Below are 23,987 nucleotides of genomic sequence, written 5' to 3' on the forward strand. Positions count from 1 at the left end.
GCATCAATTCATCACATCTTGTCGGATGCCTGCTTTTTCAGCATCCTGCTAGACGCGCAGGCCGCACCAGGCCCCCGCGGGCACTCCCCACGCAGGGGGATTGCCCTAGGACGGGGGACCGAGGGGGAACTCGCGCCGGCAAGAGACCCTCCCGCCGTGGCCGAAGTACCCCGTATGGCCAACTCCGCGGGGCTCCGCATCCGCCCCGGCACAGCGCGGGACATCCAGGTGATCTGGACGCTGATCCGCGGCCTTGCGGCGTACGAGCGCAGGCGGCACGCGGTCAAAGCGACCGCGCGCCGCCTGCGCCGCGACGGTTTCGGGCGGCGCCCCTACTTCAAGACCTTGATCTGCCTCAGGGACCGGGAACCGGTGGGGTTTGCGCTCTACTTCTTCGCGTACTCGACGTTCCTCGGGCGCCCGATCCTGTATCTTGAGGACCTGTTCGTCGTACCTCGCGACCGGGGGCGCGGGGCCGGCAAAGCGCTGCTCGCCGCGCTGGCCGCGGTCGCGGTCCGGGCCGGATGCGGGCGCATGGCGTGGAGCGTGCTACGATGGAACGCCCCGGCGATCGCGTTCTACCGGCGGCTCGGCGCAGGCTCTCGCGACGCCTGGACGCTGATGTCCCTTAGCGGCCCCGCGCTGCGGCGCCTCGCGCGGGGCCACGTTGCCGACGGGGGCGCCACGCGCCGCGCGCGGAGGAGAACTAGCACGTAGGCCGCGCGACGTGATCACGCGGGCGCGCACGCCTCTAGCCCGCCGTCGACGAGTCACCGCCGGAGCGCGACCCGAGCAATACGCCGTTCTGCACGACGGCGTCCACCGATCGCACCGCCGAGACGTCCCGCAGCGGATCCGCCGCGAGCACGGTGAGGTCCGCGCGCTTCCCGACTTCAATCGTCCCGATCTCCCCGTGCAGGTCGAGCAATCGCGCCGCGTTCACGGTCGCGGCCCTGAGCGCCTCGTACGGGCCGAGACCGATCCGCACGAAGATCTCGAGCTCGGTCGCGATATCGGGGTGCGGCGCCGTCGGCGATCCGTTGTCTGAGCCGGCCGCGACGGGGACGCCCGCCCGGTACGCCTCGAGGAAGCTCGCAACCTTGAGATCCCAGGAACGATTCACCAGGTCGATGAGGTAGGGCATGAGGTGGTGCGCCGCGCCGGTCTCCTTCATCTTGTAGTAGATCGAGAACGTGGGGACGATGAACGAGCCCCGCTCGAGCAACAGGTCGATCGCCTCGCGGTCCAGGAACGACGCGTGCTCGATCGTATCGATCCCCGCCCGCAGGCAGTTCTTGATCGCGGACGCTCCGTGAGCGTGTGCGCACGTCCTCCGTCCGGCCTTTCGCGCCTCGCGCACCCCGGCGTCGAGTTCGTCCGGATCCAGCTGGCTGGCCGCCGGCTGCTCCCCCTCTTCCGCGAACCCACCGCTGGCCATGAACTTCACCCAGTCCGCGCGCGCCTTGATCCGCTCCCGCACCGCCCGTCTGACCGCGTCCGGCCCGTCCGCCTCCTGACCGTAGAACCAGCCGTGCCCGCCGGTCATGGTAATCATCCGGCCGCACGCGACGATCCGCGGCCCCGGCAGATGCCCCGCGTGAACGGCGTCCCTCAGCACGATGTCGCTGTCGTCGAGCCCGCAGGTGTCTCGGATCGTCGTGATCCCCGCGAGCAGGGTCCGGTGGGCGTTGCGCGCGGCGCGGAGCACTCGCACGCGGGGGTCGTAGGCGACCTCCTCCTCGACGAGGCCGCCGCTGACCGTGATGTGGCAGTGGGCGTCGATCAATCCCGGCAGCAGGTACTTGCCCCGCAGGTCCACCGAACGGCGGATGCCGTCGTTCGGAATACCCGGCGCGACGCAAACGATCCGACCGCCTTCGATCAGGACATCGGCGCGCACGGGCGAGGGCGTCTTGGGGTCGACCATCGACAGGACGGTCGCGTCCTGGAGGAGCATCGCGGTCTCGATCCCGGTCACGTGCGCGCGACCACCGTTCCGCCCAACATCACCATCGCCGGCCGGCTCAGCGCCGCGAGGTCCACCAGGGGATCGCCCGGGACCGCGATCATGTCCGCCTGGAGCCCTTCCCGCAGCGTCCCGGTCTCGCGCTCGATGCCCATCGCAGCGGCTGCCCCGGACGTCGCGGCGGCGATCGCCTCGGCGCGCGTGGCGCCGGCCTCGGCCAGCAACTCGATCTCCCGCGCAAGTCCGTTGAACGGGGTGAATCGCCACCCCGCGTCGGTGCCCGCGACGTAGCGCACCCCCGCTCCGCGCATCCTGCGTGCGTTGTCGAGATTGGCGTCGTTCATGCGCCGCCACCGCTCGACCGCGGCCCGCTCGCTGGCGTCGACGTCCGGCTTCCCCGCAAGCGCGTCCACGATGAAGTACCCGACCCCCAGCGTCGAGGTCACGGTGGCGCTGCGCGCGACCGCATCGGCGACGTCCGGCTCGAACCGCTGATGGCCGGCATCGTCGGTGAGGAACAGTGCGTGTTCGATATGGTCCGTGCCTGCGGCGACGGCGTTGCGTGTGGCCGCCGCGCAGGTGCAGTGGATCCCGACGCGCCGGTCCAGCCGGTGGGCCTCGTCCACCGCGGCGCGCAATTCCTCGACGGTGTAGGAGGGGCGCGATGAGATCGTGCCCACGGTGCCGCCGCCGCTGGCCATGATCTTGATGTAGTCCACGCCGGCTTTGACGAGCCGCCGGACCATGTGGCGCACGCCCTCGGGGCCGTCGGCCTCACCGCCGAAGTACCAGCAGTGCCCGCCGGTCACGGTCATCGGGCAGCGACACAAGTGCAGCCGCGGCAGCACGGCGTACCCCAACCGCTGGGCCCGCCGGAGCTCGAGCGATGTGTCGCGCATGCTGCCGCAGTCGCGCAGCGTCGTGATCCCGGCACGGAGCGCCGTCTGAGCGTTGTGCATCGCCATCGCGAGCAGCGTGCCGTCGGGCTCGCGCACCGTGGTCTCGAACGGCGTGCCGTCGCCGGGAAGGTTGAGGTGCACGTGACAATCAATGAGCCCCGGCAGCAGCGTGTGCCCGGGAAGCTCCACGCACGGCGCGTCAGCCGGCCAGTCGGCGCGCGGCGCGTCACCGGCGTAGACCCCGTGGATGACGCCACGGTGCACGACAACGGTCGGGTGTTCGACCGACGCGGCGCCGGTGCCGTCAAACAGCCGGGCCGCGCGCACCAGCTGCCACTCGGGTGAGGCGATGGCCATGGCGATGCTCCCTCCGAGACGAGGGCCGCCGCGGTCGCGGCGGCCCTCCGCGAGATCTGTTGCGATCGATTCGTCGCTAGATGACCCTTCTCGATACTCGTTTCGTCTCGAACGCGGCGGACCCCTTCGGCGATGCTTGCCGGACCGTGTGGGAGGAGCGCGCGTCGCCTGGAGGGAACGTCACCCGCGTATGGGCCGCGCCCGCCTCCGGGATCTCGGGATCACCATCGGGCACCTTCCGACCGGACCGCACAACGCCATCACCGACGTACCAAGCGTGCAGGTCGGCCACCGAACGCTGATCTCGGACACGCCGCGGATCGTGCGCACCGGCGTGACGATGGTCGTGCCCCGCGGGGGCGGCATTTGGGAGGACTACGCCTTCGCCGGCGTGCATTCGTTCAACGGGTGCGGAGAGATGACCGGCGTCGCCTGGATCGAGGAATCGGGGATGCTGGAGACCCCGATCGGCATCACTAATACCCACGCGGTCGGCGTGGTACGCGACGCGCTCGTCGCGTACGGCGTCGAGCACGGCCACGTGCCGCGCTTCACGCTGCCGGTCGTCGCGGAGACCTTCGACGGCTGGCTCAACGACATCAACGCGTTTACGGTCACGCAGGCGGCCGCGCTCGAGGCGTTGAGCGCTGCGGCCGGTGGTGCGGTCGCCGAGGGGAGCGTCGGCGGCGGGACTGGGATGCGGTGCCACGGTTTCAAGGGCGGCATCGGCACGTCATCGCGGGTGGTCACCGTCGCCGGCGGTGCGTTCACGATCGGAGCGCTGGTGCAGGCCAACTACGGCGCGATGCGCCACCTGCGCATCGACGGGGCGCCGGTCGGACGCGAGCTGGCGCCCCGATGGGAGACGGCCGAGCCCGCCGCCCCCCCTGCCGGCTCGATCATCGCGATCGTCGCCACCGATGCCCCGCTTGTGGCCGGCCAGTGCAGACGCCTGGCGCAGCGGGCCACCGTCGGGTTGGCCCGCGTCGGCGGACTGGGACACAATTCCAGCGGGGATCTCTTCCTGGCGTTCGCGACGGGCAACCATCTCCCCGCAGACGTGCCGGCCGTGCACGAGATCCGCATGCTGCCGAACGCGCACCTCGATCTGTTCTTCGAGGGTGTGGCGGATGCCGTTGAGGAGTCCATCCTCAACGCGCTGGTGGCCGCGGAGACGATGCGGGGATTTCGGGGGACGCTGCACGCGCTTCCGCTAGACGAGGTCCGGGCGGTCATGAAGCGCCACCGTCCGCGTGCTACCGCGGACGGCGGCGCTTAGAAACAACCCGGCGTGGTCCGGCACGCCTGTGCGCGGGGGGATGCGCCAGGACGGATGTCCTAGGGCGCACCGGCCCAGCACCGGGTCGGGGTCAGATGGCGATCAGCCCCGTACCGTCACCCGCTCGGGCGAAGATCTGTCGCCGCCTTCCACGGTCTCGTATACTCGTGTCTCTTGTGTGCGCTCGTACACGCGTTCCCGCAGCGCCCGCAGGTCGCGGTCGAACGCGTCCAACCGGACGGCGATGTCCACCAACGAAGGGTGCTGTTCGTGCGCGGTCGCCTTCAGCCGCAGCATCTCCTCGCCCATCACGCGAAGGGTCGCATCCCGGTGGCGGACCCGCCGCTCGAGGATCGCCCGATCCACCTGACCCGCCAGCCACGCGAGCGCAAGCGCGGCGCCGGCCGCCACCAACACCAGCATCGGCGTGACCGTGAACCCCGCGGTGCCGGGCACCGCCAGTGCGATCGACCCTTGCAGCGCGCCGAGGTTCAGCTGTACGAGCGCCGCGTCTGCGAGGATCAGGATGACCACAATCACGGTCTGCACCATGGCGCGCTCCCCCACTGCGATCTGACACCCCTCGACCCTATATGCCGAGTATCCCCGCGCGGCTCCGTCCTTAAACACGTCCGGCGCCGCATCTGACGGCTCGGCCGACTGTCGTCCGAGCCGGAGCGGCACGGGCCGGGACGGAGTCCGCCGCACAGGAGCCGTCACATCCCCGGCCGAACTCCCTGCATCACCATGAGCATCTACCGGCGGTTCGCGGAGGCCTACGCCAAAGCCGAGCGCGGGCGCTTCAGCCTTGAGTTGGTACCCTGGGTCACGGCGGTGTTCGAACGATACGAGGCGTCCCCTGCCTCCCTCGTCGATGTCGCGTGCGGGGCCGGCGAGTTCGCCGTCGCGATGGCGCGCCGGGGGCTCTCGGTCACCGGCGTGGACCAGTCCCCGGAGATGCTCGCGCTCGCGCGGCAAAGCGCGGCGGCCAGCGGCGTGACGGTGGCCCTGTTGGAGCAGGATATGCGCGAGCTGCGCCTGTCCGCGCCGGTGGACGCCGCGACGTGCCTCTACGACAGCCTCAACTACCTCGTGAGCGAGCCTGAGCTGCACCGGGCGATGTCTGCCGTCGCCTCCGCGCTCCGCCCCGGCGGGTGCTTCCTCTTCGACATGAACACGCTGCGCGGCCTCGCCGAGCGCTGGGGGAACCGCACGTGGGTGATTCAGGACGCCGACGATGCGTTCGAAGCCGACCAGAGTCACTTCGACTACGACACCGGCATCGCCACGCTGCGGGTCAACGCCTTCCTGCACAGGCGGGAGGGCCTGTACGAGCGCATCGAAGAGATCCACCGCGAACGAGGCTACCCCGTGCCGCTGATCGACGAGGCGCTCGGGGCAGCCGGCTTCGAGATCCTCGGCCGCTGGAGCAGCCCGGCGTTCGCCGAGGTTACCCCGGATACCGGCCGCGTCTTCTACGCGGCCCGCCGCGGCTAACCCGACCCCTCCAGCAACACCCGAAGCGCGTCGGCGTTCCGGGCCATGTTGCCGCGGACGTGGTTGTTGAACATCAGAAACACCCGCTCCGCGCGCTCGCTCAAGCGCGCGGCGACCCCCGCCCAGTCGCGAAGTTCCTCGGCGCCGTACTCGTAGTCGTAGCGCTCATCGGTGCTCGCGCCTGCGCGCGCCCAACCCTCCCGGTTGCGGCCGTGCAGCCGCACGACCGCCCAGTTCGACGTCACCGCCTCGACCCGCGGCATCAACCAGGGCAGGTCGGGAAGATCCACGACGACGTAGGCGCACCGCTCGCGGGCGAGACGCTCGAGCGCCTCCGGATGGCGTGACCAATCCCGGTGGCGGTACTCGACGGCGACGCGATACCCGGGAAGCTGCTGCGTCCACGCGTGGACCTCGTCGAGCGCGGCCTCGGAAAACCGCGCGCTCGGGGGTAGTTGAAAGAGCACGTAACCGAGGCGGCCTGCGTCCGCGAGCGGCGCGAGAAACGCGCGGAACTGATCCCAGCACGCGTTTACGAATTCTTCGGGCGCGTCGCGGAGCCTGACCTCGGCTGAATGCAACCGCGAGGGCAACAGCGCGGCGAGCCCCGGGGGGAGGCGCGACGCCGCCACGGCGTGACCCGTGAAGAGCCCAAACGCCTTCGCGTGCATGATAAACCCCGCTGGCGTCTCCTCGACCCACCGCCGGCTGTACGCGGGGGGCAGCAGCGCGAAGTACGAGGCATCGACCTCGACCGTGGGAAACCGCGTCGCGTAGTACCGAAGCCGGTCCGAGGCGTTCCGAACGCCCCGCGGATAGAAGTCGCTTTTCGCAAACGACTTCTCCGCCCAGGAGCACGTGCCGACGTAGATCCGGCCGTGGATCGGTCCGGGTCCCGACTCGCCGAGGAGCGAGAGCTGGCTAGCGTCCACCGCCGGGGAAGCCCGTCATCGCGACCGCGGGCCGGACGCCGCTCGCTTCGTCGTCAACGCGAATGCTCTTGTCGACTCGGTCCATGAACGCTCCTATACCTCCGCGGCGCCGCTCGGCGAAGAGAACGTTCCAGCCCGCCGCGGCGACGTCCTGCGCCGCGCGCTACGCGCCGGCATCCGCCGCGAGCGTGATCACCGGCAGGTCGCTCCGGTTGCGTGGGCGCGGCACGCCCGAGGCGGCCCCGGCGCACAACACCTCGAGCCCGGCGAGGAGCGCCGCCACGTCGATGCCGTCGTGGGCCGGCGCGAAGGCGCGGAGCTTCTCGGCAGCCTTACTGGCCAGGACGCGGGCACCGTGGCGGTTCCCTTTCTCGTCGTGGTAACACGCGGCGGCGGCCTGGATCAGGCTATGGTAGAATGCGCGGTCCTGCCCGCGGGCGGCCCGCCAAGCGCCTTCAAGGTATTCGTGGCATTCGTAGAACAGTCCGGCGTTGAACAGGGCGACGCCGCGGCGCACGACGTCCGGCATTCCGGGCGGTGCGCCTTCCCCGAGGATCCGAACGGCTTCAGCGAGGCGGACGGCCTGTCTCGCAAAGTACGCCGCGTGCGGCGCGTAGGCGGCAGCGAGCGCCGGACGATCCCCTCCCGCCGCAGCGTCGAACAGACCGGACTCCGTGAGGCGCTGCCACACGTCGTCGGGCGTGGTCCCGAGCGCGCGGGCAACGTCTGCACCCGGCACCGGGTGACCTCCGCCGAGCCGGGCATACGCCGCGAGCGCGTTCGCCGTGGGGGCGTCCGCGGGGTTTTCGACCGCGCGGAGCGCAACTGCGGAAAGCGCGTGCTTCAGCTCCACGTATCCCGCGCGGCTCAACGACTTCCGACGCTACGGCGCGGAGGTCCGACCGAACGAGCGGATCGTCGTCCGCAGCGCCTCCGGGTCCGCCTCCGGCGGCGCGCATGCGGTCGCCGTGCACGCGTACCCCCGGGGCGGTCCCGACGCGGCGCCGAGCGCCGCCGCCGGCGCAGGCAGCACCCCCGAGGCCGTCCGCGGATCGTAGAGATGCGCGATGACGCCGGGCCGATAGGTCGTGAGCGCCGCGTCGTGGAGCGCCGCTGTCCGCGGATCGTCGCCCGGCCCCACGACGACCACGTGAAGCGGCGGATCGAGGTGCGCGTCCAGCGCGTACGCGAGCGTCGCGGCGAACAAGCCGTGCTCAAGCGCACCCGGAGCGCACGCCCGGAGCGCGCGCTCCGCGGCGTCCCGGTATGCGGCGTTCCCCGTGACCGCCCACAAGCGATCGAGCACCATGACCGCGACGGCGTTGCCGGCCGGCGTCGGCGCGTCCTGCGCGGGCACGTGCGGGACGGCCAGTCCCGGCGCTTCGCGTTCGCGGGCGGCACCGCCCGCGACGTCATAGAACGCCCCTGCCGGCGTGACAAATTCAGCCATCACGTAGGCCATCGTCTCTTCGGCGACACGGAGATAGGCGGCGTTGCCGGTGTGTTCGAATGCGTCGAGCAGCGCCCGAGCCATGTGGACCTGATCGTCCAGGAGCCCGGTCACCGCCGTGGAGGCGCCCACGATGTGCCGGAACCCGCGGCCGGAGTCATAGGCCTCGCGCACGATCCGGTCGAGCGCCCGGAGCGCAGCGGCGCGCGGACCGCGGTCACCGAGGCCGCGCGCCGCGTCGAGCAACGCGGAGCTCATCATTCCGTTCCACCCCACGTAGACTGTCCGGTCGACAAACGGCGCGGGACGGCCCGCGCGCGCCTCCCGAAGATGCCGGGCGGCGCGCACGAGGAGCTCCTCGATCTCCGCCGCAGTCCGGCCGACCACCGGGGCGATCGCGTCGGCGTCCGTCGCGACGAACAGCACGTGGCGGCGGGGATCATGCTGCATCTCCCCCCGCCCGTTCAAATGGTAGGCCAGCCGCGCGGCGTCCATCTCGTCCGGCGGCAGCACGGCTGCGGCTTCCTCCGGCGTCCACGTGTAGTAGTCGCCGTCGTCCTCGAGCGAGATGTCGGCGTCCTGGCTCGCGTAGAACCCTCCATCCGCGGTGTCCGTCAATGTCTCGGACACGTACGCGACGATCCCCCGCGCGGTGTCCCGGAACGTGGCGTTGCCCGTCGCCTGATAGGCATGGACGTAGTTGCGCAGTAACTCGGCGTTGTCGTACAGCATCTTCTCGAAGTGCGGCACGGTCCACGACGCATCGACCGAGTACCGGTGAAACCCTCCGCCGATTTGATCGTAGACGCCGCCGTGCGCCATGTGCTCCAGCGTGCCCGTGACGATTAGCAGCGTCCCCGGGTCGCGCGTCCGATCGTACCGACGCAGGAGCAGCTCGATCGCTCCCGTATGGGGAAACTTCGGCGCGCCGCCGAACCCGCCGTGGCGGCTGTCGAACGCCCGCTCGCTCGCCGCGATCGCCGCGTCGACCAGCGCGGGGGACACGGTGTCGTCCGAGGACCGTGCGTCGGCGAGGCGCTGGAGCGTCTGGTGCAGTTCGTCCGCGTAGGCGTGGGCCTGGTCGCGCTTGGTCCGGTAGAACTCGGCGACGGCCCGGAGCACCTGCTTGAACCCGGGCCGGCCGGCCACAGCGTCTGGCGGGAAGTAGGTGCCCCCGAAGAACACCTTGCCCTCGGGCGTCAGGAAGGCGGTCAACGGCCACCCGCCCTGCCCGCTGATGGCGCCGACGGCTTGCTGGTAGCGGACGTCCACGTCGGGGCGCTCGTCGCGATCCACCTTCACGGGCACGAAGTGGGCGTTGATGAGGGCCGCGATCTCGGGGTTCTCGTAGGATTCGCGGTCGATCACGTGACACCAGTGGCACCAGACGGCCCCGATGTCGAGCAGGATCGGCCGATCCTCGCCGCGGGCACGGTCGAACGCGTCTCCCCCCCACGGGTACCACTCGACGGGCTGATGGGCGGCCGACCGCAGGTACGGACTGGCGGCGTCGCCGAGCCGGTTGGGCATGCGTCACCTCACTCGTTCCTTGCCTGCATTATATCCAACAGATCCGATCGAATGAGGGGGCTGAAATCGCACAGGGGTCCTCAAAAGGGGCTGAACCACACACGGGGGGAAAAAATCGGGAGGCGCTCACCCCACCGGCTTGTCACCGTCTTCGGCCCTCGTCGCCGGTGCCTACTGCCGACCAGCCGTTCTCCGGAGTTACCCCCGAAGTACACTTGACCAGCTTTCGGCGTCCACGTGCGCGAGCGTTTGAATCGGCTACCTTTGCCGGAGAGCTTGCGCCTCCATCACTACTTGTAGCACACGGCCGATCTTCCCACAATCCGGAAACTTCGTTCGCGCAAGCTCCGGATAATGTGGATAGCATCGTGTGGATAACTGGTGGACAATCGGCCGGGTCGGCTATTTGGTGCTTTTGTCGACGAAATTTACGCGCAGATTCGTAAGGAGCGTCTCCATCTCGCGACGCGGCGCCTCCGGGAGTCGGCCGCGAACCAGGTCGAACACGGCGCCGTACCCGTCAATAGCCAACCGCGCGCTCGCCAAATCCTTCTCGACCTTGCCGGTCCGCATCGCGGGAACGAGCCCCATCCCTTCCCACGCCTTCGCCGCGAGCAACCCAAGGAACGAGATCATGATCTCCTCCGTCCCAAGCGCTGCGATCGGAACGGCCCGTTCGCCTTCCCCAGCCGGCCCCGGCGTGTCCGGGGCCTCCTGGCGTGCGCTCGCAGGTTCGCCCGGGGACGCCGGGGGTGTCTCGATGTCGCCCTGCTCTGCCGCCACGCGGTCACGATCGTCCATCGTCCTCACCTCAGGCGCCCCGCATCGCGGGGCCGGCTACGCGGCCTGCGAGCGGTCGAGCCGCTCCATGGCCCGGCACAGCACCTGCGCGCCGCGCGCCACATCGTCCCACGCGGTCTGCTCGCGCGGCGAGTGGCTCACGCCGCCAACGCTCGGCACGAAGATCATGCCCGTCGGCACCAGCGCACCCAGGATCTTGGCATCGTGCCCCGCCCAGCTCGACATGGTCACGATCGGCCAGCCGAGATCGCCGGCGGCGGCCACGATTTCGTCGTGGATGCTGCGGTTCAGCGGCACGGGCGTGTCGGACCGCCATGCGCGCACCTCCAGGGCCAGACCATACCGTGCGGCGCACGCGCGGCCGTCGGATTCGACGCGCTCGCGCAGGGACTCGAGCAGCCTGGCGTCCGAGCTGCGGAGCTCAACCGTGGCCGCGGCGCGACCTGGCACCACGTTCGTCGCGCCGGGGGAGAGCTCGAGGCGCCCGACCGTCCCGACAGCCCGCCCTCCCGTATCGCGCACGATCGTGCGCACGGCGCCCACGAGGTCCGCCGCACCCCATAACGCATCCCGGCGCATGTCCATGGGCGTCGTCCCGGCGTGGTTCGCCTCGCCCGTGAACTCGAACACCGCCCGCGCGATACCCACGATCGCATCCACGGCGGCAAGCGGTGTTTCGCGCGCGGCCAGTACCGGGCCCTGCTCGATGTGCAGTTCCAAGTACGCGGCCATCGGCATGGGCATCGAGCGGCGGGGCAAGCCCGTATCGAACGCGCGAAGGGCGTCGGCCGCCGACTGTCCCGCGGCGTCGTGCAGCCCCTCCAGGGCCGGCGCCCGGCCCACCACGCCCAACGAGCCGAGACACCCCACGCCGTACGAGGTCCCCTCTTCCTCGGCGAACGCGACGAGCAGCAGGGTGTGCTTCGGCCGGACCCCCGCATCGCGAAGCGCTGCCGCAGCTTCCACGGCCGCGAGCACCCCGAGCGCCCCGTCGAACTTCCCGCCGTTTGGCACGGTATCGAGGTGCGAGCCGGCGGCGATCGGGGGCAGCGCGCCCGCCTCTCCCGGCACGACGCCGAACAGGTTTCCCCAGACGTCCACGGCCGGCTCGGCCCCGGCCTCGCGCATCCAACGCGCAACGCGCCGCACTGCGGCCGCGTGCTCCGTGCCGTACGAGAAGCGGCTGACACCCCCGTCGGGCGTCCGTCCGATCTCGGCGAGTTCGGTCAAGCGCGCGCGCAGCCGCTCCTCATCGATCCGCACTGCCACGTCACGTCCCTCCACACCCACAGCAATTGTGCCTCGCGGCCCGACGGCGCCGTCAGCACGGCGCAGCGGTTCGCACCACCATGATACCGGCGGCGCGGGGGAAGAGACAAGCCCGCCGCCGGCGGGCGTCACCGCGTGCGGGGATCCCAGATCTCTCGGAGACCGTCGCCGGCGACGTTCAGCGCGAACACGGTGAGCGCGATCGCGATTCCTGGCCAGAACGCCAGCCACGGCGCCTGCGTGAGGTACTGCTGCGCGGCGTTGAGCATCGAGCCCCAGGACGGCGTGGGCGGCTGCGTCCCGAGGCCGAGGAAACTCAGCGTCGCCTCGGTAATGATCGCCCCGGCGATGTTCAACGAGCCCTGCACCACAATCGGCGCAAGGCTGTTCGGCAGGAGGTGCCGCCAGATAATCCGTCGGTCCCACGCGCCAATCGCGCGCACGGCCTCGACGTACTCGCGCTCCCGCTGCTGCAACACCTCGGCGCGCGTGAGGCGCATGAACACCGGCGCCAGCACCACGGCGATCGCGATGATCGCATGGCCGAGTCCGGGACCCAACACGGCCGCGACCGCCAGCGCCAGGATGAGAGGAGGGAACGCGAGCATGGCGTCCGTCAACCGCATCAGCACATCGCCGAGATGTCCGCGATAGTAGCCGGCCGCGAGCCCGAGTGGCAACCCCACCGCGACCGCGAAGGCGACCGAGACGATGCCCGCCTCGAGCGACGCGCGGGCGCCGAAGATCACGCGGCTCAACACGTCGCGCCCCAACTCGTCGGTTCCGAAGAGGTGGCGCATGCTCGACGGCTGCAGGTAGGCGGTGAAATCGGTCTTGATCGGCGACACCGGAGCGACCCACGGCGCAGACACCGCGAGGCCGACGATCACGAGAAACATCACAAATCCGGCCGTCGCCAGACGGTTTTGCGCAAACCGCCGCACAAAGTACCGCGCCCCGCGCGGGGCACCCCGGCCGGGGGCCGCCTCGCGGAGGGCCCCGCCCACCGCGACGCTCACGACCGCCCCCCGGCGAGCTTGATGCGCGGATCGATGAGGGAGTAGACGATGTCTACCAGCAGGTTAATCAGCAGAATCGCCAGCGCACTGAACAACACCACGCCTTCGAGCATCGGGTAGTCCCGCCCGTAGATCGAGTTCACCGCGAGCTGTCCCAGTCCGGGAACGGCGAAGATCGTCTCCGTGATCACCGCCCCGCCGAGCAGCGTCCCCATCTGGATGCCCATCACCGTGATCACGGGGATCACCGCGTTGCGCAGCGCGTGCCGAACTACCACAACCCGGCCTTCGAGCCCTTTCGCTTTGGCCGTGCGAACAAAATCCGCGCTCAGCACCTCGATCATGCTGCTGCGGAGCTGTCGCATCACCACCGCGGCGAGCGCGAGACCCAGCACGCACGCGGGCATGATGAGCGCACGCAGGTTGCGCACGGCGTCCTTCGTGAGGGGCGCCCACCCAGACGCGGGAAGCCAGCGCAAGTGCACGGCGAACAGATAGATGAGCATGATCCCAAGCCAGAAGTTGGGGATGCTGAGCCCCGCGAGCGCCGCCGACGAGGCGCCGTAGTCGGCAACCGTGCGCTGCCGCCACGCGGCGATCACGCCGGCCGGAATCGCAATCGCCCACCCCACGAGCAGCGACGCCACCGTCAACTCGCCGGTGACCGGGATCTTCTCGACGACGGTGGCGAGCACGGGACGGTGGTCCTTGAAGGAGTAGCCGAAGTCGCCGTGGAGCATGCCGCCGATCCATCGCAGGTACTGCACGTACACCGGCCGGTCCAATCCCAGCTCGTGACGCAGCGCGGCGACGGCCTCGGGCGGCGCCTCCTCGCCAAGAAAGAGGCGGGCCGCATCGCCCGGGATCAGGTTGATGAGCGCGAAGATGATGACGCTGACTAAGAACAACACGGGGATCATCGTCAGGAACCGGCGGAGGATGAACCCAATCACGGCCCGCGCCACAGCAGCGGCCGGGCGGAGGTGTCCCCGCCCGGCCGCCCGGCCTCAAGACGCCAGCGACACAGTGTGGAAGCGCATCATGCCGTCCGGCACATGCACGTATCCGCGTACCTTGGTGGAGAACAGCTTGTACTCCTTGGGGAAGTACAGCCAGACGTACGGCATGTCGTCGGCGAGGATCTGCGTCACCTGGTCATAGGCGCGGCGACGCTGGCCCATGTCTTGGAGGACGCGGGCGGCATCGAGCAGGGTCTGCACCTGGGGGTTGGTGTACCCCGCGTCGTTGAACGAGCCGATCCCCGACTGCGTGACGAACGGATAGATGTCGAAATCCGGATCCGGCCGGCCGCTCCATCCGAGCAGCGCGGCTTGGTGCTGGAGTTTGTCGGTCACGTCCAGCATCTGACCGAACTCGATGATCTGAATCTTCGTCTGGATCCCGACGTCGCTGGCCATCGACTGCACCGCCTGGGCGATCGCCTGCGCCTGTTGCCCCTGCACGGTCAACAACGTGAACTCGAATCCGCTCCCATGCCCGCCTGACTGGAGACGCTCCTTGGCCTGCCCCACATTCCTCAGGGGGATCTTCCACGCCGGGTTGTACGCTGGGGTGCCGTTCGGGAAGAATGAGTAGGAAGGGTACGCCGCGCCCTGCAGGACGACGTTGGCGATCGCGTTGCGGTCGATCGTCGCGCTCAACGCCTGACGCAGCGCCTTGTTGTCGAACGGCGGCTTGGTCACGTTCAACCAGATCCCCTGCCACTGAAACGCGCCGTGCTCGCTGAGCCGGTACGGTGCCGCCGGCTTCGCCGAGTCCTGCGCCAGCTGCTTCACCTGCGGGGCCGGCACAATATTGATGATGTCCACGTCGCCGGACTTCAAGTTCGCGACGCGCGCATTGTCGTCCGCGAACGGCCGGAAGATCACCTGGTCAAGATAGGGCAGCCCCTTCATCCAATAGTTCGGGTTGCGCTTGAGCGTGATGTGGTCCTGGGGGATCTTCTCGACGAACGAGAACGGCCCGCTCCCGACCGGATGGAGCGCGAAGTTGAGCGGGTCTTTCTCGGCGGCGGCGGGCGATACCATCATGCCCGCGCGGTCGGTGAGCACGTACATCAGCGGGCTGTACGGTCGTTCGAGCTTGATCTGCACGGTGACAGGATCGGTCGCAACGACCTCGGTGACGGGCGCGATCTCGCTCTTCCGAGCGGACGGGAACTTCGGGTCGCGCATGCGGTTGAAGTTGTACACGACCGCCTGCGCATTGAGGGGCGTCCCGTCGTGAAACTGCACGCCCGGCCGCAGCTTCAGCGTGTAGGTCCGGCCGTCCGGGGAGATCGACCAGGACGTCACGAGCATCGGCACGAGCTTGAGATCCGCGTCGGTGTCCACGAGCTTGTCGTACAGGCTTTGGTACACCTGCCGGTCCACGGCCGCGGTCGAACGGTGCGGGTCGAGGTTCGGCGGGTCCGCATCGAGCCCAGCCCGAAGCGTGCCGCCCCGGCGGCCGCCGCCCTGGGCGAACGCACGCGCCAGATCGGGTGCTCCGAGCAACCCCGCCGCGAGTGCCCCCGCCGCGCCGTAGCGCATGAGATCGCGCCTCGTGATCCGCCCATTCGTTGCGCGCGATGATGCCACACCCCACCTCCCCGCCATGATGGAATCGCGCCCCCGGATATTCACGCCGCCCGGGGAAAATCCTCTCCCTCCCTAGCAGGGAGACGCCTTTGTTACAGGATACGAGCGGACCGCTACCGGAAGTTCTCCCGGCAGAACCGCAGGGTCCGCTCCAGGCGCTCGGCAACGACGGTATCGTTCCCGGCGCCGAGCGCGTCGGGCAGGAGCTCCACGGCGACGGCCCCGCGGTACCCGCGCCCACGCAGCGCCGCCAGGAACGGGGCGAGCGGAAGCCGGCCCTCGCCCGGCAGCCGGTGCTGCTCACCGTTGTAGTCGGACAGGTGCACATGCGCCACGCGGTCGGCGACGCGTTCGTATGCCGCCAGGAGGTCAGCGTTCCACGTCCCGATGTGCGTCGTGTCGAACGCAACCGCGGGGAACCGCCGGAGATCGCGCAGGTGGGCGAGGTCGAACAGGTTGACCGACCACGCACCGGCGACCGGATGGCGCGGCATGTTCTCCACCGCGATCGTCACGCCCGTCTTGGCCTGGTACGCGGGCAACTCGTCCTCCAGCCAGGCATGGTACCGCGACCGGCGGGGAAACGGCGTCAGCACGGAGATGGAGAAGAACGGGGGATGCCGGATCGCGAACCAGCGATAGCGAATCGGTGGGTGCACGACGACGGTCTGGGCCCCGACGGCCAACGCGAGCTCCACGGAGCGGCGGACGCGCTCCACCTCGTCCCCACCCCATCCCATGAGCCCTGGCCGCGACGGCGCGTGCACGGCCACGATCGGCAGCGGAACGTCGCGGGCAAGCGTGGACAGGTACGCGGGATCGCGCGTGTCCCACCGATCGTCCACCATCAACTCGAGGCCGTCGAAACCGGCGGCCGCCGCCAGCCGGGCGGCGCGGAGGGTGCCGTACGTGAAAAGCGAGCCCGTGGAGAGCACGATCATGAGGCTAGCGTAACCGCGCGTCCGCGCCGTCGCCAGGAGAAGAGCGGCGGGGCGATGGCCGTGGGGCCGCGGACCGCCTGTCGGCTCCGCGGCCCCACGGCGTCAGTGAACCGGGTTCGACTTCGTGTGCGCGAGCAGCCCGCCCGCAAGCAGATGATCCCGCTCTCGGCGGTTCAACGTCAGCGCGACCTGGAACGTCGTCCTCTTCGTCACGTTCTTGACCGTGAGGTACTCCGCGTCCCCGTCCACCTGCTTGCGGATATCCGGGATCTCGAGCACGTCGCCCTGATCGATCTTATCGTGGTCCGCGGGGTCCACAAACGTCATCGGCACGAGTCCCCAGTTGATCAAGTTCGCGCGGTGAATGCGGGCAAACGCCTTTGCGATCACGCCCGTGACCCCGAGGAACATCGGCGCGATGGCCGCGTGCTCGCGGCTGCTGCCCTGCCCGTAGTTCTGACCGCCGACGATCAGCCCCCCCGGCTTCTGCTTCGATCGCGCCGGGAACTCCGGATCCACGCGGTTGAACACGTACTCGGCGAGCTTTGGGATGTTGGAGCGGTAGCGGAGGATTTGAGAACCCGCGGGCATGATGTGATCGGTGCTGATGTTATCCCCGAGTTTGATCAGCACTTCCCCGCGCAGGGACTCGGCGAGCGGGCCCTTCAGCGGGATCCCCTTGATGTTGTCGCCCTTCACGATCACGACCGCCGGCGCCTCCGCCTCTGAGGCGGGCGGCACCAGGCTCGTGTTGTCCTGCGACAGGCGCTTCGGCTCATGCTGCCCCGGGGCCGCCGTCCCGAGCTTCCGAGGATCCGTGATGACGCCCGCGACCGCGGTCGCCGCGGCGACCTCGCTCGAGCTCAGATAGACTTCGTCGTCCTTCTGCCCGGACCGCCCCTTGAAGTTCCGGTTCGCCACGCGCAGGGACTTCATGCCCTTCGCCGGGACGTGTCCGACGCCGATGCACGCGCCGCAGGTCGCGGCCTCGACGCTCACGCCCGCGGCGATCAGCTCGGTCAGCAGCCCCTCGCGCGCGAGCTCCTCGACGTCGAGTCGGCTGCTCGGATGGACGAAGAACGTGATGTCGGGGTGCACCCGCTTCCCTTTCAGCATCTCCGCGAGCGCGCGCAGATCCATGTAGGACCCGTTGGTGCACGACCCGACCATGATCTGGTCGATCTTGACGCCCTCCGCCTCGGACACCGGCACCACTTTGTCGGGGTTGCTTGGAAGCGCGACCAGCGGCTCGATCGAACCGAGGTCGATCTCGATCGAGTCGTCGTACGCCGCGTCCGGGTCGGGCAGCACCTCGCGCCAGTCGTTGGCGCGTCCGATGCGCTTCATGTACTCACGCGTCACCGCATCGGACGGGAAGATCGACGTCGACGCGCCCGTCTCGGCGCCCATGTTGCAGATCGTGAGCCGCTGCTGAACGTTCAGGGTCGCGACCCCGGGTCCGGCGTACTCGAACACCTTGCCGTACCCGCCGCTCGCGGTGTTCCGGCGCAGCATCTCGAGAATCACGTCCTTCGCGGTCGACCACGGCGGAAGTTGGCCGGTCAGGTGCACGCGCGTGACCGCGGGCATGTTGAGGTAGTACGGACCGCCGCCCATCGCCACGGCCACGTCCAAGCCGCCCGCGCCCATCGCGTACAGGCCCATCCCGCCTGCGTGCACCGTGTGGCTGTCCGCCCCGAGCGCGGTGTCTCCGGGACACGCGAAGTGCTCCTGGTGGATTTGATGCCCGATCCCCGCGCCGGGCTTTCCCCACCACATGCCGTACTTGCGCGCCGCGGTGGCGAGGTATACGTGGTCCTCGGTGTTCTCCTCGCTGACCTGCAACACGTTGTGGTCGCCGTAGACGGCCGCCACCTTACACCGCACCCGCTGGAGTTGCATCGCTTCGAAGTGCATCATCACGGCGGTCCCCGTGATGTCCTGGATCACGATTTCGTCGATCCGGATCCCGATCTCTCGACCGGGAACCATCTGGCCGTCCGCGAGATGCGCCTTCAGGATTTTCCGCGTGACGTTCTCACCCATCGCGTCTCCTCCTCGAGGGAACCTCATCGGCTGCGGGCGCGCGCATGCGCACGCCCCTCCACCGATTATAGCGGGCCGCGCGCCCGCCCGAATATCACCGCGCCCGCCGTCTAGGCCTCCCGGGCGGCCATGATCGCCGCGCGAATGTTGGCCTCCGGCGTGTCCACCGGCATGACGCACCCGGTCGTCACGATGTGCCCGCGGCCGCCCGTGTCTGCGATGGCCGCCTGCACCTCGCGCACGACCGCCTCCGGCGTCGCCTTGGCGAGCGTATTCCACGCGTCGATGCCGCACGCGAGGCACGTCGCGACGCGGGCACGAGCCTCGGCGATCGTCGGCGCCGTCTCGCGGGCGTGCCAGTTGAGAATCTGGATCGGATAGTTGGCGATGAGATCGAACATCACGTTCTGCCCGTGGAGGTGGAGGAACGTCAGCCCGCCGGAGGCGGCCTCGAGCACGCGCAGATCGTACGGACGGCCGAACTCCTCGTACTCCTCCACGGTCAACAGATCCGTCGTGGCCATCTGCGTCGAGAAGAAGACGCCGTCCGCGCCCGCGCCCATGACCTCGCGGACGAACGCAGCGGTGACGTCGGTGATCACGTCCAACCCCTGGTGCAGCGCCTCCGGATCCTCCCGCAGGTAGCGCACGGTCGCGTGCTCCCCCGCGAGCGTCCGGGCGATGCTCAGGGGGCTGAACACGGTCTCGAGCACCGCCACCTCGCGCCCGACGGCCTCCGCGACCAGCCGCATCGCGTGGGTCTCGCGGCCGTACACACCCTGGCTCGGGTCGAGCCGCTTGAGGCGCCCCCAATCGGCGGCCTTTTTGATCGGCCGCTCGGTGTAGTGACGAACGCCCTCCCGGTTCGGCTTGTACCCGGCGCGCAGCCCCCAGTCGTCTCCGTAGTACCCGCTCGCCGGCGTCACCTTGAGCAGATCCGGGTCGTAGGCGCGATAGTGCGCCACATGGACCCGCGCCATCTGTTCTGCGCGCTGGTCGTCGCCCGGAAAGTGGCGCCACAGCGCCACGGGCACGTGGTCCGGCCGCTCCCCCCGCACAGCGGCGTCGATCCGCTCCCGATGCGTCATTGCCGATCCTCCTTTGCCAGCCCCGGAGCATTCGCGTCGCGGCCTGCCCGCGCGGTCGCCGACCCCGCGGCCCGCAGCATGCCCGCCGCACCGTCCACGCGGGCGGGATCGCCGTAGATCTCGCGCAACGAATCGAGCGTGATGTTGCCGCCGCTCAGGACCAACACCACGGTCTTGCCCCGCAGCCGCTCGCGGAGGCGGAACGCCGCCGCCGTGCTTGCGGCGCCCGCGCCCTCGGCGGTCTGGCGCACGGCCTGCGCCAGCACGAGGATCGCGCGCCGCATCTCCTCGTCGGTGACCAAGACCGCTTCATCGAGGTGCGCCCGAAGAATGGTGAGCGGCAGCGCAAACGGCACGCGCGTGGCGATGCCCTCGGCAAACGTCTCCATGCGCTCCAGGCTGACCATCCGGCCTTCGCGCAGCGACCGCTCCACCGGATTGGCGCCCTCCGCCTGGACGCCGATGACCTGAACCCGCCGGTTGAGCGCCTTCGCCACGATGCAGTGGCCGCACGCGCCGCTGCCGGCCCCGATCGGCACCACGATCACGTCGACATCCGGCACGTCCTCGAACACTTCCAGACTCGCGGTCCCCACCCCGGCGATCAGCAGCGGCTCGTTGGCCGAGTGCACGTAGCGGAGCCCCCCAGCCTCGGCGGTGCGCTCCGCCCACTCTCGGGCCTCATCGAAATCGCGCCCCTCCAGCACGACCTCGGCGCCCAGCGCCCGCATCGCCGCCACCTTGAGCGGGTTATTGCCTCTCGGCGCGACGATCGTCGCCCGCACGCCGAACATCCGCGCCGCGTAGGCGATCGACTGGCCGTGGTTCCCCGTGCTCGCCGTGATCACGCCCCGCCGCCGCTCCTCCGGCGAGAGCGCGTGGACCAGATTGATGCCGCCGCGCACCTTGAACGCACCGGTCGGCAGCAGATTCTCACACTTCACGTACACGCGCGCGTCCAGCGCCCGGTCGAGCGTCGGGGCGTGCACGAGCGGCGTACGCGGCAGGTGCGGCGCAATGACGCGACGGGCCACGAGCACGTCGTGGATCGTCGGCAGCGGTCCGGTCCAGGGTGCGTCATGCATCGTCGGTTCACTCATGCGACACGCTCGCGGGAAGTCTTTCGTGTGCTTTCGCCGGGAGCCGCCGCAACTCCCGCACCGCGCCCGCCGGCTCACCCGGCGCCTGCGCCGCCGCCGGAGGTGAACTGGGACACGATGAGCGCGAGGGTCAGGATCACCATGACGATCGTCGTGACCCACGCGATCACGTTGAACGCCCGGGAGTTGGTGTAGGTGCCCATTAGCTTCTTTTGGTTGACGAGCAGCAGCATGAACACGAGGATGAACGGCAGCAGAATGCCGTTGGCCACCTGCGACAGGAACAGGATCTGCAACAGCGGCGCCCCGGGGAGCAACACGACCACGCACGCGATCACGATCAGCGCGATGTACAGCCCGTAGAACGCCGGCGCCTGCCGCACCGTGCGGTCCACGCCCGCTTCGAACCCGAACGACTCGCACACGTAGTGAGCCGTCGCGAGCGGGAGCACGGACGCCGAGAACAACGAGGCGTTGATCAGGCCGAGGGCGAACAGCGCGGCCGCGTACTGGCCGGCGAGCGGACGCAGCGCGAGCGCTGCGTCCTGGACCGTCTCGACGTGGACGTGGTGCACGAAGATCGTCGCCCCGCACGCGACGATGATGAACCACGCGACCACGTCGGTCATAATCGAGCCGATCAGCACGTCGGTGCGTGTGTAGCCGTACTGCTTGGTCGTGATCCCCTTTTCGACGACGGCGGACTGCAGGTAGAACTGCATCCACGGCGCGATCGTCGTCCCGATGACGCCGACGAACATCGTCAGGTAGTCGGCCCGGAAGCTGAAACTGGGGGTCACCGTCGCGCGCAGCACCTCGCCCCAGTTCGGGTGCGCGAGCACCCCGGACACGACGTACGCGAGATAAAACGCGCTGGCAAACAGGAAGATGCGCTCGACCGAGCGGAACGTCCCCTTGACGACGAGGATCCAGACGGCGAGGGCACCGATCGGCACCAGAATGTACTTGGACACGCCGAAGATCTCCCCGCCGGCCGCGAGCCCGGAAAACTCCGCCATCGTGTTCCCGAGATCGGCGAGGAGGAGCGCGAGCAGGGCGAACGCGGTCGCGCGGACGCCGAATCGTTCCCGAATCAGGTCGGCGAGCCCGACGCCGGTGACGGCGCCCAGCCGCGACGCCATCTCCTGGATGACGTACAGGGCGATCGTGATCGGGATCATCGTCCACAGAAACGCGTAGCCGAACCCCGCGCCGGCAAGCGAGTAGGTCGTGATCCCGCCCGCGTCGTTGTCGACGTTCTGGGTCACAATCCCGGGCCCCATGATCACGAGGAACAGCATGAGGCGGCTCATCGCGGCGCTGCGCGTCGCCCGCCGAAGGATCGGGAGCGTGAAGCTCACGGGCCCGGTGGTGCGCCCGCCGCCCGGCGGCGGACCAGGTCGACGCCGCCTCCGAGCTTGCGGGGACCGTACTCCTCGAGAAGGAGGTCGATCACGTGGTCCACCGTCACCACGCCGATCAACCGGCCGCTCTCCTCCACCACCGGCACCGCGAGGAGGTCGTACTTGACGAGCGCCCCCGCGACGTCCTCGGCGCTCGCGTCGGGCGGGACGGTGATGACGTGACGGAACATCACCTCCGAGATCGGCGCCGCAGGCGACGCGATGATCAACGCCCGGATCGACAGCACGCCGACGAGACGCTCGTGGCCGTCCACCACGTACAGGTAGTTGATCGTGTCCGCGTCGGGCCGGGTCTCCCGCAGCCGCGCCAGCACCTGCTCCACCGTCATCGACTCCGGGAGAGCGATGTATTCCGTCGTCATCTTACCGGCGGCGGTGTCGGGCGGGTACTGAAGGAGCCGGCTGACCTCCTCGGCCTTCTCGTCCTCCATCAGGGCGATCAGTTCCTCGGCCCGCTCCTCCGGGAGCTCGCCGAGCACGTCCGCTGCCTCGTCCGGCGCCATCTCCTCGAGGATGTCGGAAGCGCGCTCGCTCGGGAGCTCCTGGATCACCGTCGTCTGCACCTCGGGCTCCGCCTCTTCGAGCACGTCCGCGGCGCGCTCCTCGGTCAGCGCGGTCATCATCTCGACCCGCTCGTCCCGGTCGAGCTCCTCGAGCAGGTCGGCGAGGTCCGCCGGGTGGATGTCTTTGAGCTTCTCGCGCGAGATACTGAGCTTGAGCGGGGTCATCGTCCCGCCAAGGACCGCGACGAGGTTCCAGGGGATGACGCGCGAGGAGAGCGGCCGCCCGACTCGCTCGAGCATGCGAGAGACGGCCGGCTCCAGCCCGAGACGCCGCAGGATCGCGCGCGTGCCGACGTCGGCGCCAATCACCCGGACTTCGGTGCCGGTCTGCCGCAACTCGAGATCGTTCACCCGCACGACCTTGATGTCGTCTGTGTCCACGACCTGGCCGTCCAGGATGTCGTCGCGCAGGAGGATCTCCTCCGGCTGCAGCGGGCGGGGCGTGAGGTGACGCCGCTCCACCTTGAGGCGGATGCCGGACGCGGAAAACTCGGCGACGGCGTCCCACGGGATGATCGCCACGCGGCTGCGGTCGCCTTTCAGGAGGATGCCGGTGATCCTCGGAAATCGCTCGGTGCCATGGTAGATCACCAGGTCCGACACGGTATCGAACGCCTCGCCGGTCGCGTCGTGCACCGGCTTCCCGATGACCTCGCTCAGGTAGCGCATTCGCCGCTCTCCGCTGTCCACTTCATGCGGTGCATGTAGGTGCGGAAGCCGAGGCGCTCCCAGAACCGCACGGCCTCCGGGTTGCGAACCGCCACGGTCAGCTCCACGAGAGTGACGCGCCGCTCCCGAAACCACGCGAGCAGCGCCTCGACCACGCTCCGGCCGATCCCGTGGCCCCGCCGCTCCGGCAGCGTGAAGACGTCCTGGATCCACCCCCGGCGCTGCGCACGGAAGGGGAGCGGGAGCACGTGGATCCGGCCGAGCGCGAACGACACGACATGCTCGCCTTCCACGCCGAGCATGATGCGGGCATCGCCGTACCCGATCGTGTCGCGCAAGAACGCTGCATACTCGCGCGCTGCGGTCCGCTCCACAGCCAACGCCGGGTCGAGCGCACCGTGATGCGCCGCGAGCGCCTCCCACAGCGGCAGGATCTGCGGGATGTCGCGGATCGTGGCAGCCCGAACCTGGACGTGGGCGATCATCGCGCGCTCCGATCTTACATTCCGCTTGCCAGGTCGTGCTCCTCCCCGGGCCGGGCCAGCGGGGAGCCGTCG

21 protein-coding genes are annotated in these 23,987 nt (G+C 69.5%); 3 read left to right on the forward strand and 18 right to left on the reverse strand.

Going from position 1 to position 23,987, the window contains the following annotated elements:
- Nucleotides 1-174: 174 nt before the first annotated feature.
- Nucleotides 175-717: a GNAT family N-acetyltransferase gene (locus VKZ50_09035; GenBank protein ID HLJ59861.1), complete on the forward strand. Its 543-nt coding sequence runs from the start codon at nt 175-177 to the stop codon at nt 715-717.
- A gap of 34 nt (nt 718-751) precedes the next feature.
- Here the strand turns inward: VKZ50_09035 and VKZ50_09040 are convergent, their stop codons facing one another.
- Both VKZ50_09040 and VKZ50_09045 read right to left on the reverse strand, forming a co-directional pair.
- Complete coding sequence (locus tag VKZ50_09040; GenBank protein ID HLJ59862.1) at nt 752-1,978, reverse strand: amidohydrolase family protein; 1,227 nt, start codon at nt 1,976-1,978, stop codon at nt 752-754.
- Nucleotides 1,975-3,222, reverse strand: a complete 1,248-nt coding sequence (locus VKZ50_09045) for an amidohydrolase family protein (GenBank protein ID HLJ59863.1) — start codon at nt 3,220-3,222, stop codon at nt 1,975-1,977. Before VKZ50_09045 ends, VKZ50_09040 begins: the two co-directional genes overlap by 4 nt.
- A 190-nt stretch (nt 3,223-3,412) precedes the next feature.
- Here VKZ50_09045 and VKZ50_09050 point away from each other — a divergent pair, with 190 nt between their 5' ends.
- Nucleotides 3,413-4,501 (forward strand): P1 family peptidase, encoded by a 1,089-nt coding sequence (locus tag VKZ50_09050; GenBank protein ID HLJ59864.1) that lies wholly within the window; start codon nt 3,413-3,415, stop codon nt 4,499-4,501.
- 102 nt (nt 4,502-4,603) lie between these two features.
- Here the strand turns inward: VKZ50_09050 and VKZ50_09055 are convergent, their stop codons facing one another.
- Nucleotides 4,604-5,053 carry a hypothetical protein gene (locus VKZ50_09055; protein HLJ59865.1) on the reverse strand — a complete coding sequence of 150 codons (450 nt, stop codon included), beginning with the start codon at nt 5,051-5,053 and terminating at the stop codon, nt 4,604-4,606.
- 195 nt (nt 5,054-5,248) lie between these two features.
- Between VKZ50_09055 and VKZ50_09060 the strand changes: the two genes are divergently transcribed.
- A complete protein-coding gene (locus VKZ50_09060) occupies nt 5,249-5,998 on the forward strand; it encodes a class I SAM-dependent methyltransferase (GenBank protein ID HLJ59866.1) in 750 nt (249 codons plus the stop codon).
- Here the strand turns inward: VKZ50_09060 and VKZ50_09065 are convergent.
- The 15 genes from VKZ50_09065 to VKZ50_09135 all read right to left on the reverse strand — a co-directional run bounded on the left by VKZ50_09065 (nt 5,995) and on the right by VKZ50_09135 (nt 23,915).
- The gene (locus VKZ50_09065; GenBank protein ID HLJ59867.1) at nt 5,995-6,930 is read right to left on the reverse strand and encodes a DUF72 domain-containing protein; all 936 of its coding nucleotides are present in this window, start codon (nt 6,928-6,930) and stop codon (nt 5,995-5,997) included. The two genes, VKZ50_09060 and VKZ50_09065, sit on opposite strands and share 4 nt — an antisense overlap.
- 163 nt (nt 6,931-7,093) lie before the next feature.
- The gene (locus VKZ50_09070) at nt 7,094-7,783 is read right to left on the reverse strand and encodes a DUF309 domain-containing protein (GenBank protein HLJ59868.1); all 690 of its coding nucleotides are present in this window, start codon (nt 7,781-7,783) and stop codon (nt 7,094-7,096) included.
- 30 nt (nt 7,784-7,813) lie between these two features.
- Nucleotides 7,814-9,910: a thioredoxin domain-containing protein gene (locus VKZ50_09075; GenBank protein ID HLJ59869.1), complete on the reverse strand. Its 2,097-nt coding sequence runs from the start codon at nt 9,908-9,910 to the stop codon at nt 7,814-7,816.
- Nucleotides 9,911-10,312: 402 nt separating this feature from the next.
- The gene (locus VKZ50_09080; GenBank protein HLJ59870.1) at nt 10,313-10,711 is read right to left on the reverse strand and encodes a DUF1844 domain-containing protein; all 399 of its coding nucleotides are present in this window, start codon (nt 10,709-10,711) and stop codon (nt 10,313-10,315) included.
- A gap of 36 nt (nt 10,712-10,747) precedes the next feature.
- A complete protein-coding gene (locus VKZ50_09085; protein ID HLJ59871.1) occupies nt 10,748-11,980 on the reverse strand; it encodes a Zn-dependent hydrolase in 1,233 nt (410 codons plus the stop codon).
- A 128-nt stretch (nt 11,981-12,108) separates the two neighbouring features.
- Nucleotides 12,109-12,999, reverse strand: coding sequence for an ABC transporter permease (locus VKZ50_09090; protein ID HLJ59872.1), 891 nt, complete (start codon nt 12,997-12,999; stop codon nt 12,109-12,111).
- On the reverse strand, nt 12,996-13,952 hold the full coding sequence (locus VKZ50_09095; protein ID HLJ59873.1) for an ABC transporter permease: 957 nt from the start codon (nt 13,950-13,952) through the stop codon (nt 12,996-12,998). The genes VKZ50_09090 and VKZ50_09095 overlap by 4 nt, the downstream gene beginning before the upstream one ends.
- A 54-nt stretch (nt 13,953-14,006) precedes the next feature.
- Nucleotides 14,007-15,551 (reverse strand): ABC transporter substrate-binding protein, encoded by a 1,545-nt coding sequence (locus VKZ50_09100; GenBank protein HLJ59874.1) that lies wholly within the window; start codon nt 15,549-15,551, stop codon nt 14,007-14,009.
- Nucleotides 15,552-15,712: 161 nt separating this feature from the next.
- Nucleotides 15,713-16,540 (reverse strand): sugar phosphate isomerase/epimerase, encoded by an 828-nt coding sequence (locus VKZ50_09105; protein HLJ59875.1) that lies wholly within the window; start codon nt 16,538-16,540, stop codon nt 15,713-15,715.
- A 102-nt stretch (nt 16,541-16,642) separates the two neighbouring features.
- The gene (locus VKZ50_09110; protein HLJ59876.1) at nt 16,643-18,586 is read right to left on the reverse strand and encodes an aconitate hydratase; all 1,944 of its coding nucleotides are present in this window, start codon (nt 18,584-18,586) and stop codon (nt 16,643-16,645) included.
- A 110-nt stretch (nt 18,587-18,696) separates the two neighbouring features.
- Nucleotides 18,697-19,674, reverse strand: coding sequence for a uroporphyrinogen decarboxylase family protein (locus VKZ50_09115; protein ID HLJ59877.1), 978 nt, complete (start codon nt 19,672-19,674; stop codon nt 18,697-18,699).
- A complete protein-coding gene (locus VKZ50_09120; GenBank protein HLJ59878.1) occupies nt 19,671-20,774 on the reverse strand; it encodes a threonine/serine dehydratase in 1,104 nt (367 codons plus the stop codon). The genes VKZ50_09115 and VKZ50_09120 overlap by 4 nt, the downstream gene beginning before the upstream one ends.
- 74 nt (nt 20,775-20,848) lie before the next feature.
- Nucleotides 20,849-22,135, reverse strand: a complete 1,287-nt coding sequence (locus tag VKZ50_09125) for an Nramp family divalent metal transporter (protein HLJ59879.1) — start codon at nt 22,133-22,135, stop codon at nt 20,849-20,851.
- Nucleotides 22,132-23,430, reverse strand: a complete 1,299-nt coding sequence (locus tag VKZ50_09130) for a CBS domain-containing protein (GenBank protein HLJ59880.1) — start codon at nt 23,428-23,430, stop codon at nt 22,132-22,134. Before VKZ50_09130 ends, VKZ50_09125 begins: the two co-directional genes overlap by 4 nt.
- Nucleotides 23,418-23,915 carry a GNAT family N-acetyltransferase gene (locus VKZ50_09135; protein HLJ59881.1) on the reverse strand — a complete coding sequence of 166 codons (498 nt, stop codon included), beginning with the start codon at nt 23,913-23,915 and terminating at the stop codon, nt 23,418-23,420. The genes VKZ50_09130 and VKZ50_09135 overlap by 13 nt, the downstream gene beginning before the upstream one ends.
- Nucleotides 23,916-23,987: the final 72 nt, after the last annotated feature.

The sequence above is a fragment of the bacterium genome (assembly GCA_035295165.1).
In the GTDB taxonomy this organism is placed as follows: domain Bacteria; phylum Sysuimicrobiota; class Sysuimicrobiia; order Sysuimicrobiales; family Segetimicrobiaceae; genus JAJPIA01.

Coding starts and splice junctions, on each gene's coding strand:
- VKZ50_09035 (HLJ59861.1), top strand. CDS start 175: ATGGCCAACTCCGCGGGGCTCCGCATCCGCCCCGGCACAGCGCGGGAC.
- VKZ50_09045 (HLJ59863.1), bottom strand. CDS start 3,222: ATGGCCATCGCCTCACCCGAGTGGCAGCTGGTGCGCGCGGCCCGGCTG.
- VKZ50_09050 (HLJ59864.1), top strand. CDS start 3,413: ATGGGCCGCGCCCGCCTCCGGGATCTCGGGATCACCATCGGGCACCTT.
- VKZ50_09055 (HLJ59865.1), bottom strand. CDS start 5,053: ATGGTGCAGACCGTGATTGTGGTCATCCTGATCCTCGCAGACGCGGCG.
- VKZ50_09060 (HLJ59866.1), top strand. CDS start 5,249: ATGAGCATCTACCGGCGGTTCGCGGAGGCCTACGCCAAAGCCGAGCGC.
- VKZ50_09075 (HLJ59869.1), bottom strand. CDS start 9,910: ATGCCCAACCGGCTCGGCGACGCCGCCAGTCCGTACCTGCGGTCGGCC.
- VKZ50_09080 (HLJ59870.1), bottom strand. CDS start 10,711: ATGGACGATCGTGACCGCGTGGCGGCAGAGCAGGGCGACATCGAGACA.
- VKZ50_09100 (HLJ59874.1), bottom strand. CDS start 15,551: ATGCGCTACGGCGCGGCGGGGGCACTCGCGGCGGGGTTGCTCGGAGCA.
- VKZ50_09105 (HLJ59875.1), bottom strand. CDS start 16,540: ATGATCGTGCTCTCCACGGGCTCGCTTTTCACGTACGGCACCCTCCGC.
- VKZ50_09110 (HLJ59876.1), bottom strand. CDS start 18,586: ATGGGTGAGAACGTCACGCGGAAAATCCTGAAGGCGCATCTCGCGGAC.
- VKZ50_09115 (HLJ59877.1), bottom strand. CDS start 19,674: ATGACGCATCGGGAGCGGATCGACGCCGCTGTGCGGGGGGAGCGGCCG.
- VKZ50_09120 (HLJ59878.1), bottom strand. CDS start 20,774: ATGAGTGAACCGACGATGCATGACGCACCCTGGACCGGACCGCTGCCG.
- VKZ50_09130 (HLJ59880.1), bottom strand. CDS start 23,430: ATGCGCTACCTGAGCGAGGTCATCGGGAAGCCGGTGCACGACGCGACC.
- VKZ50_09135 (HLJ59881.1), bottom strand. CDS start 23,915: ATGATCGCCCACGTCCAGGTTCGGGCTGCCACGATCCGCGACATCCCG.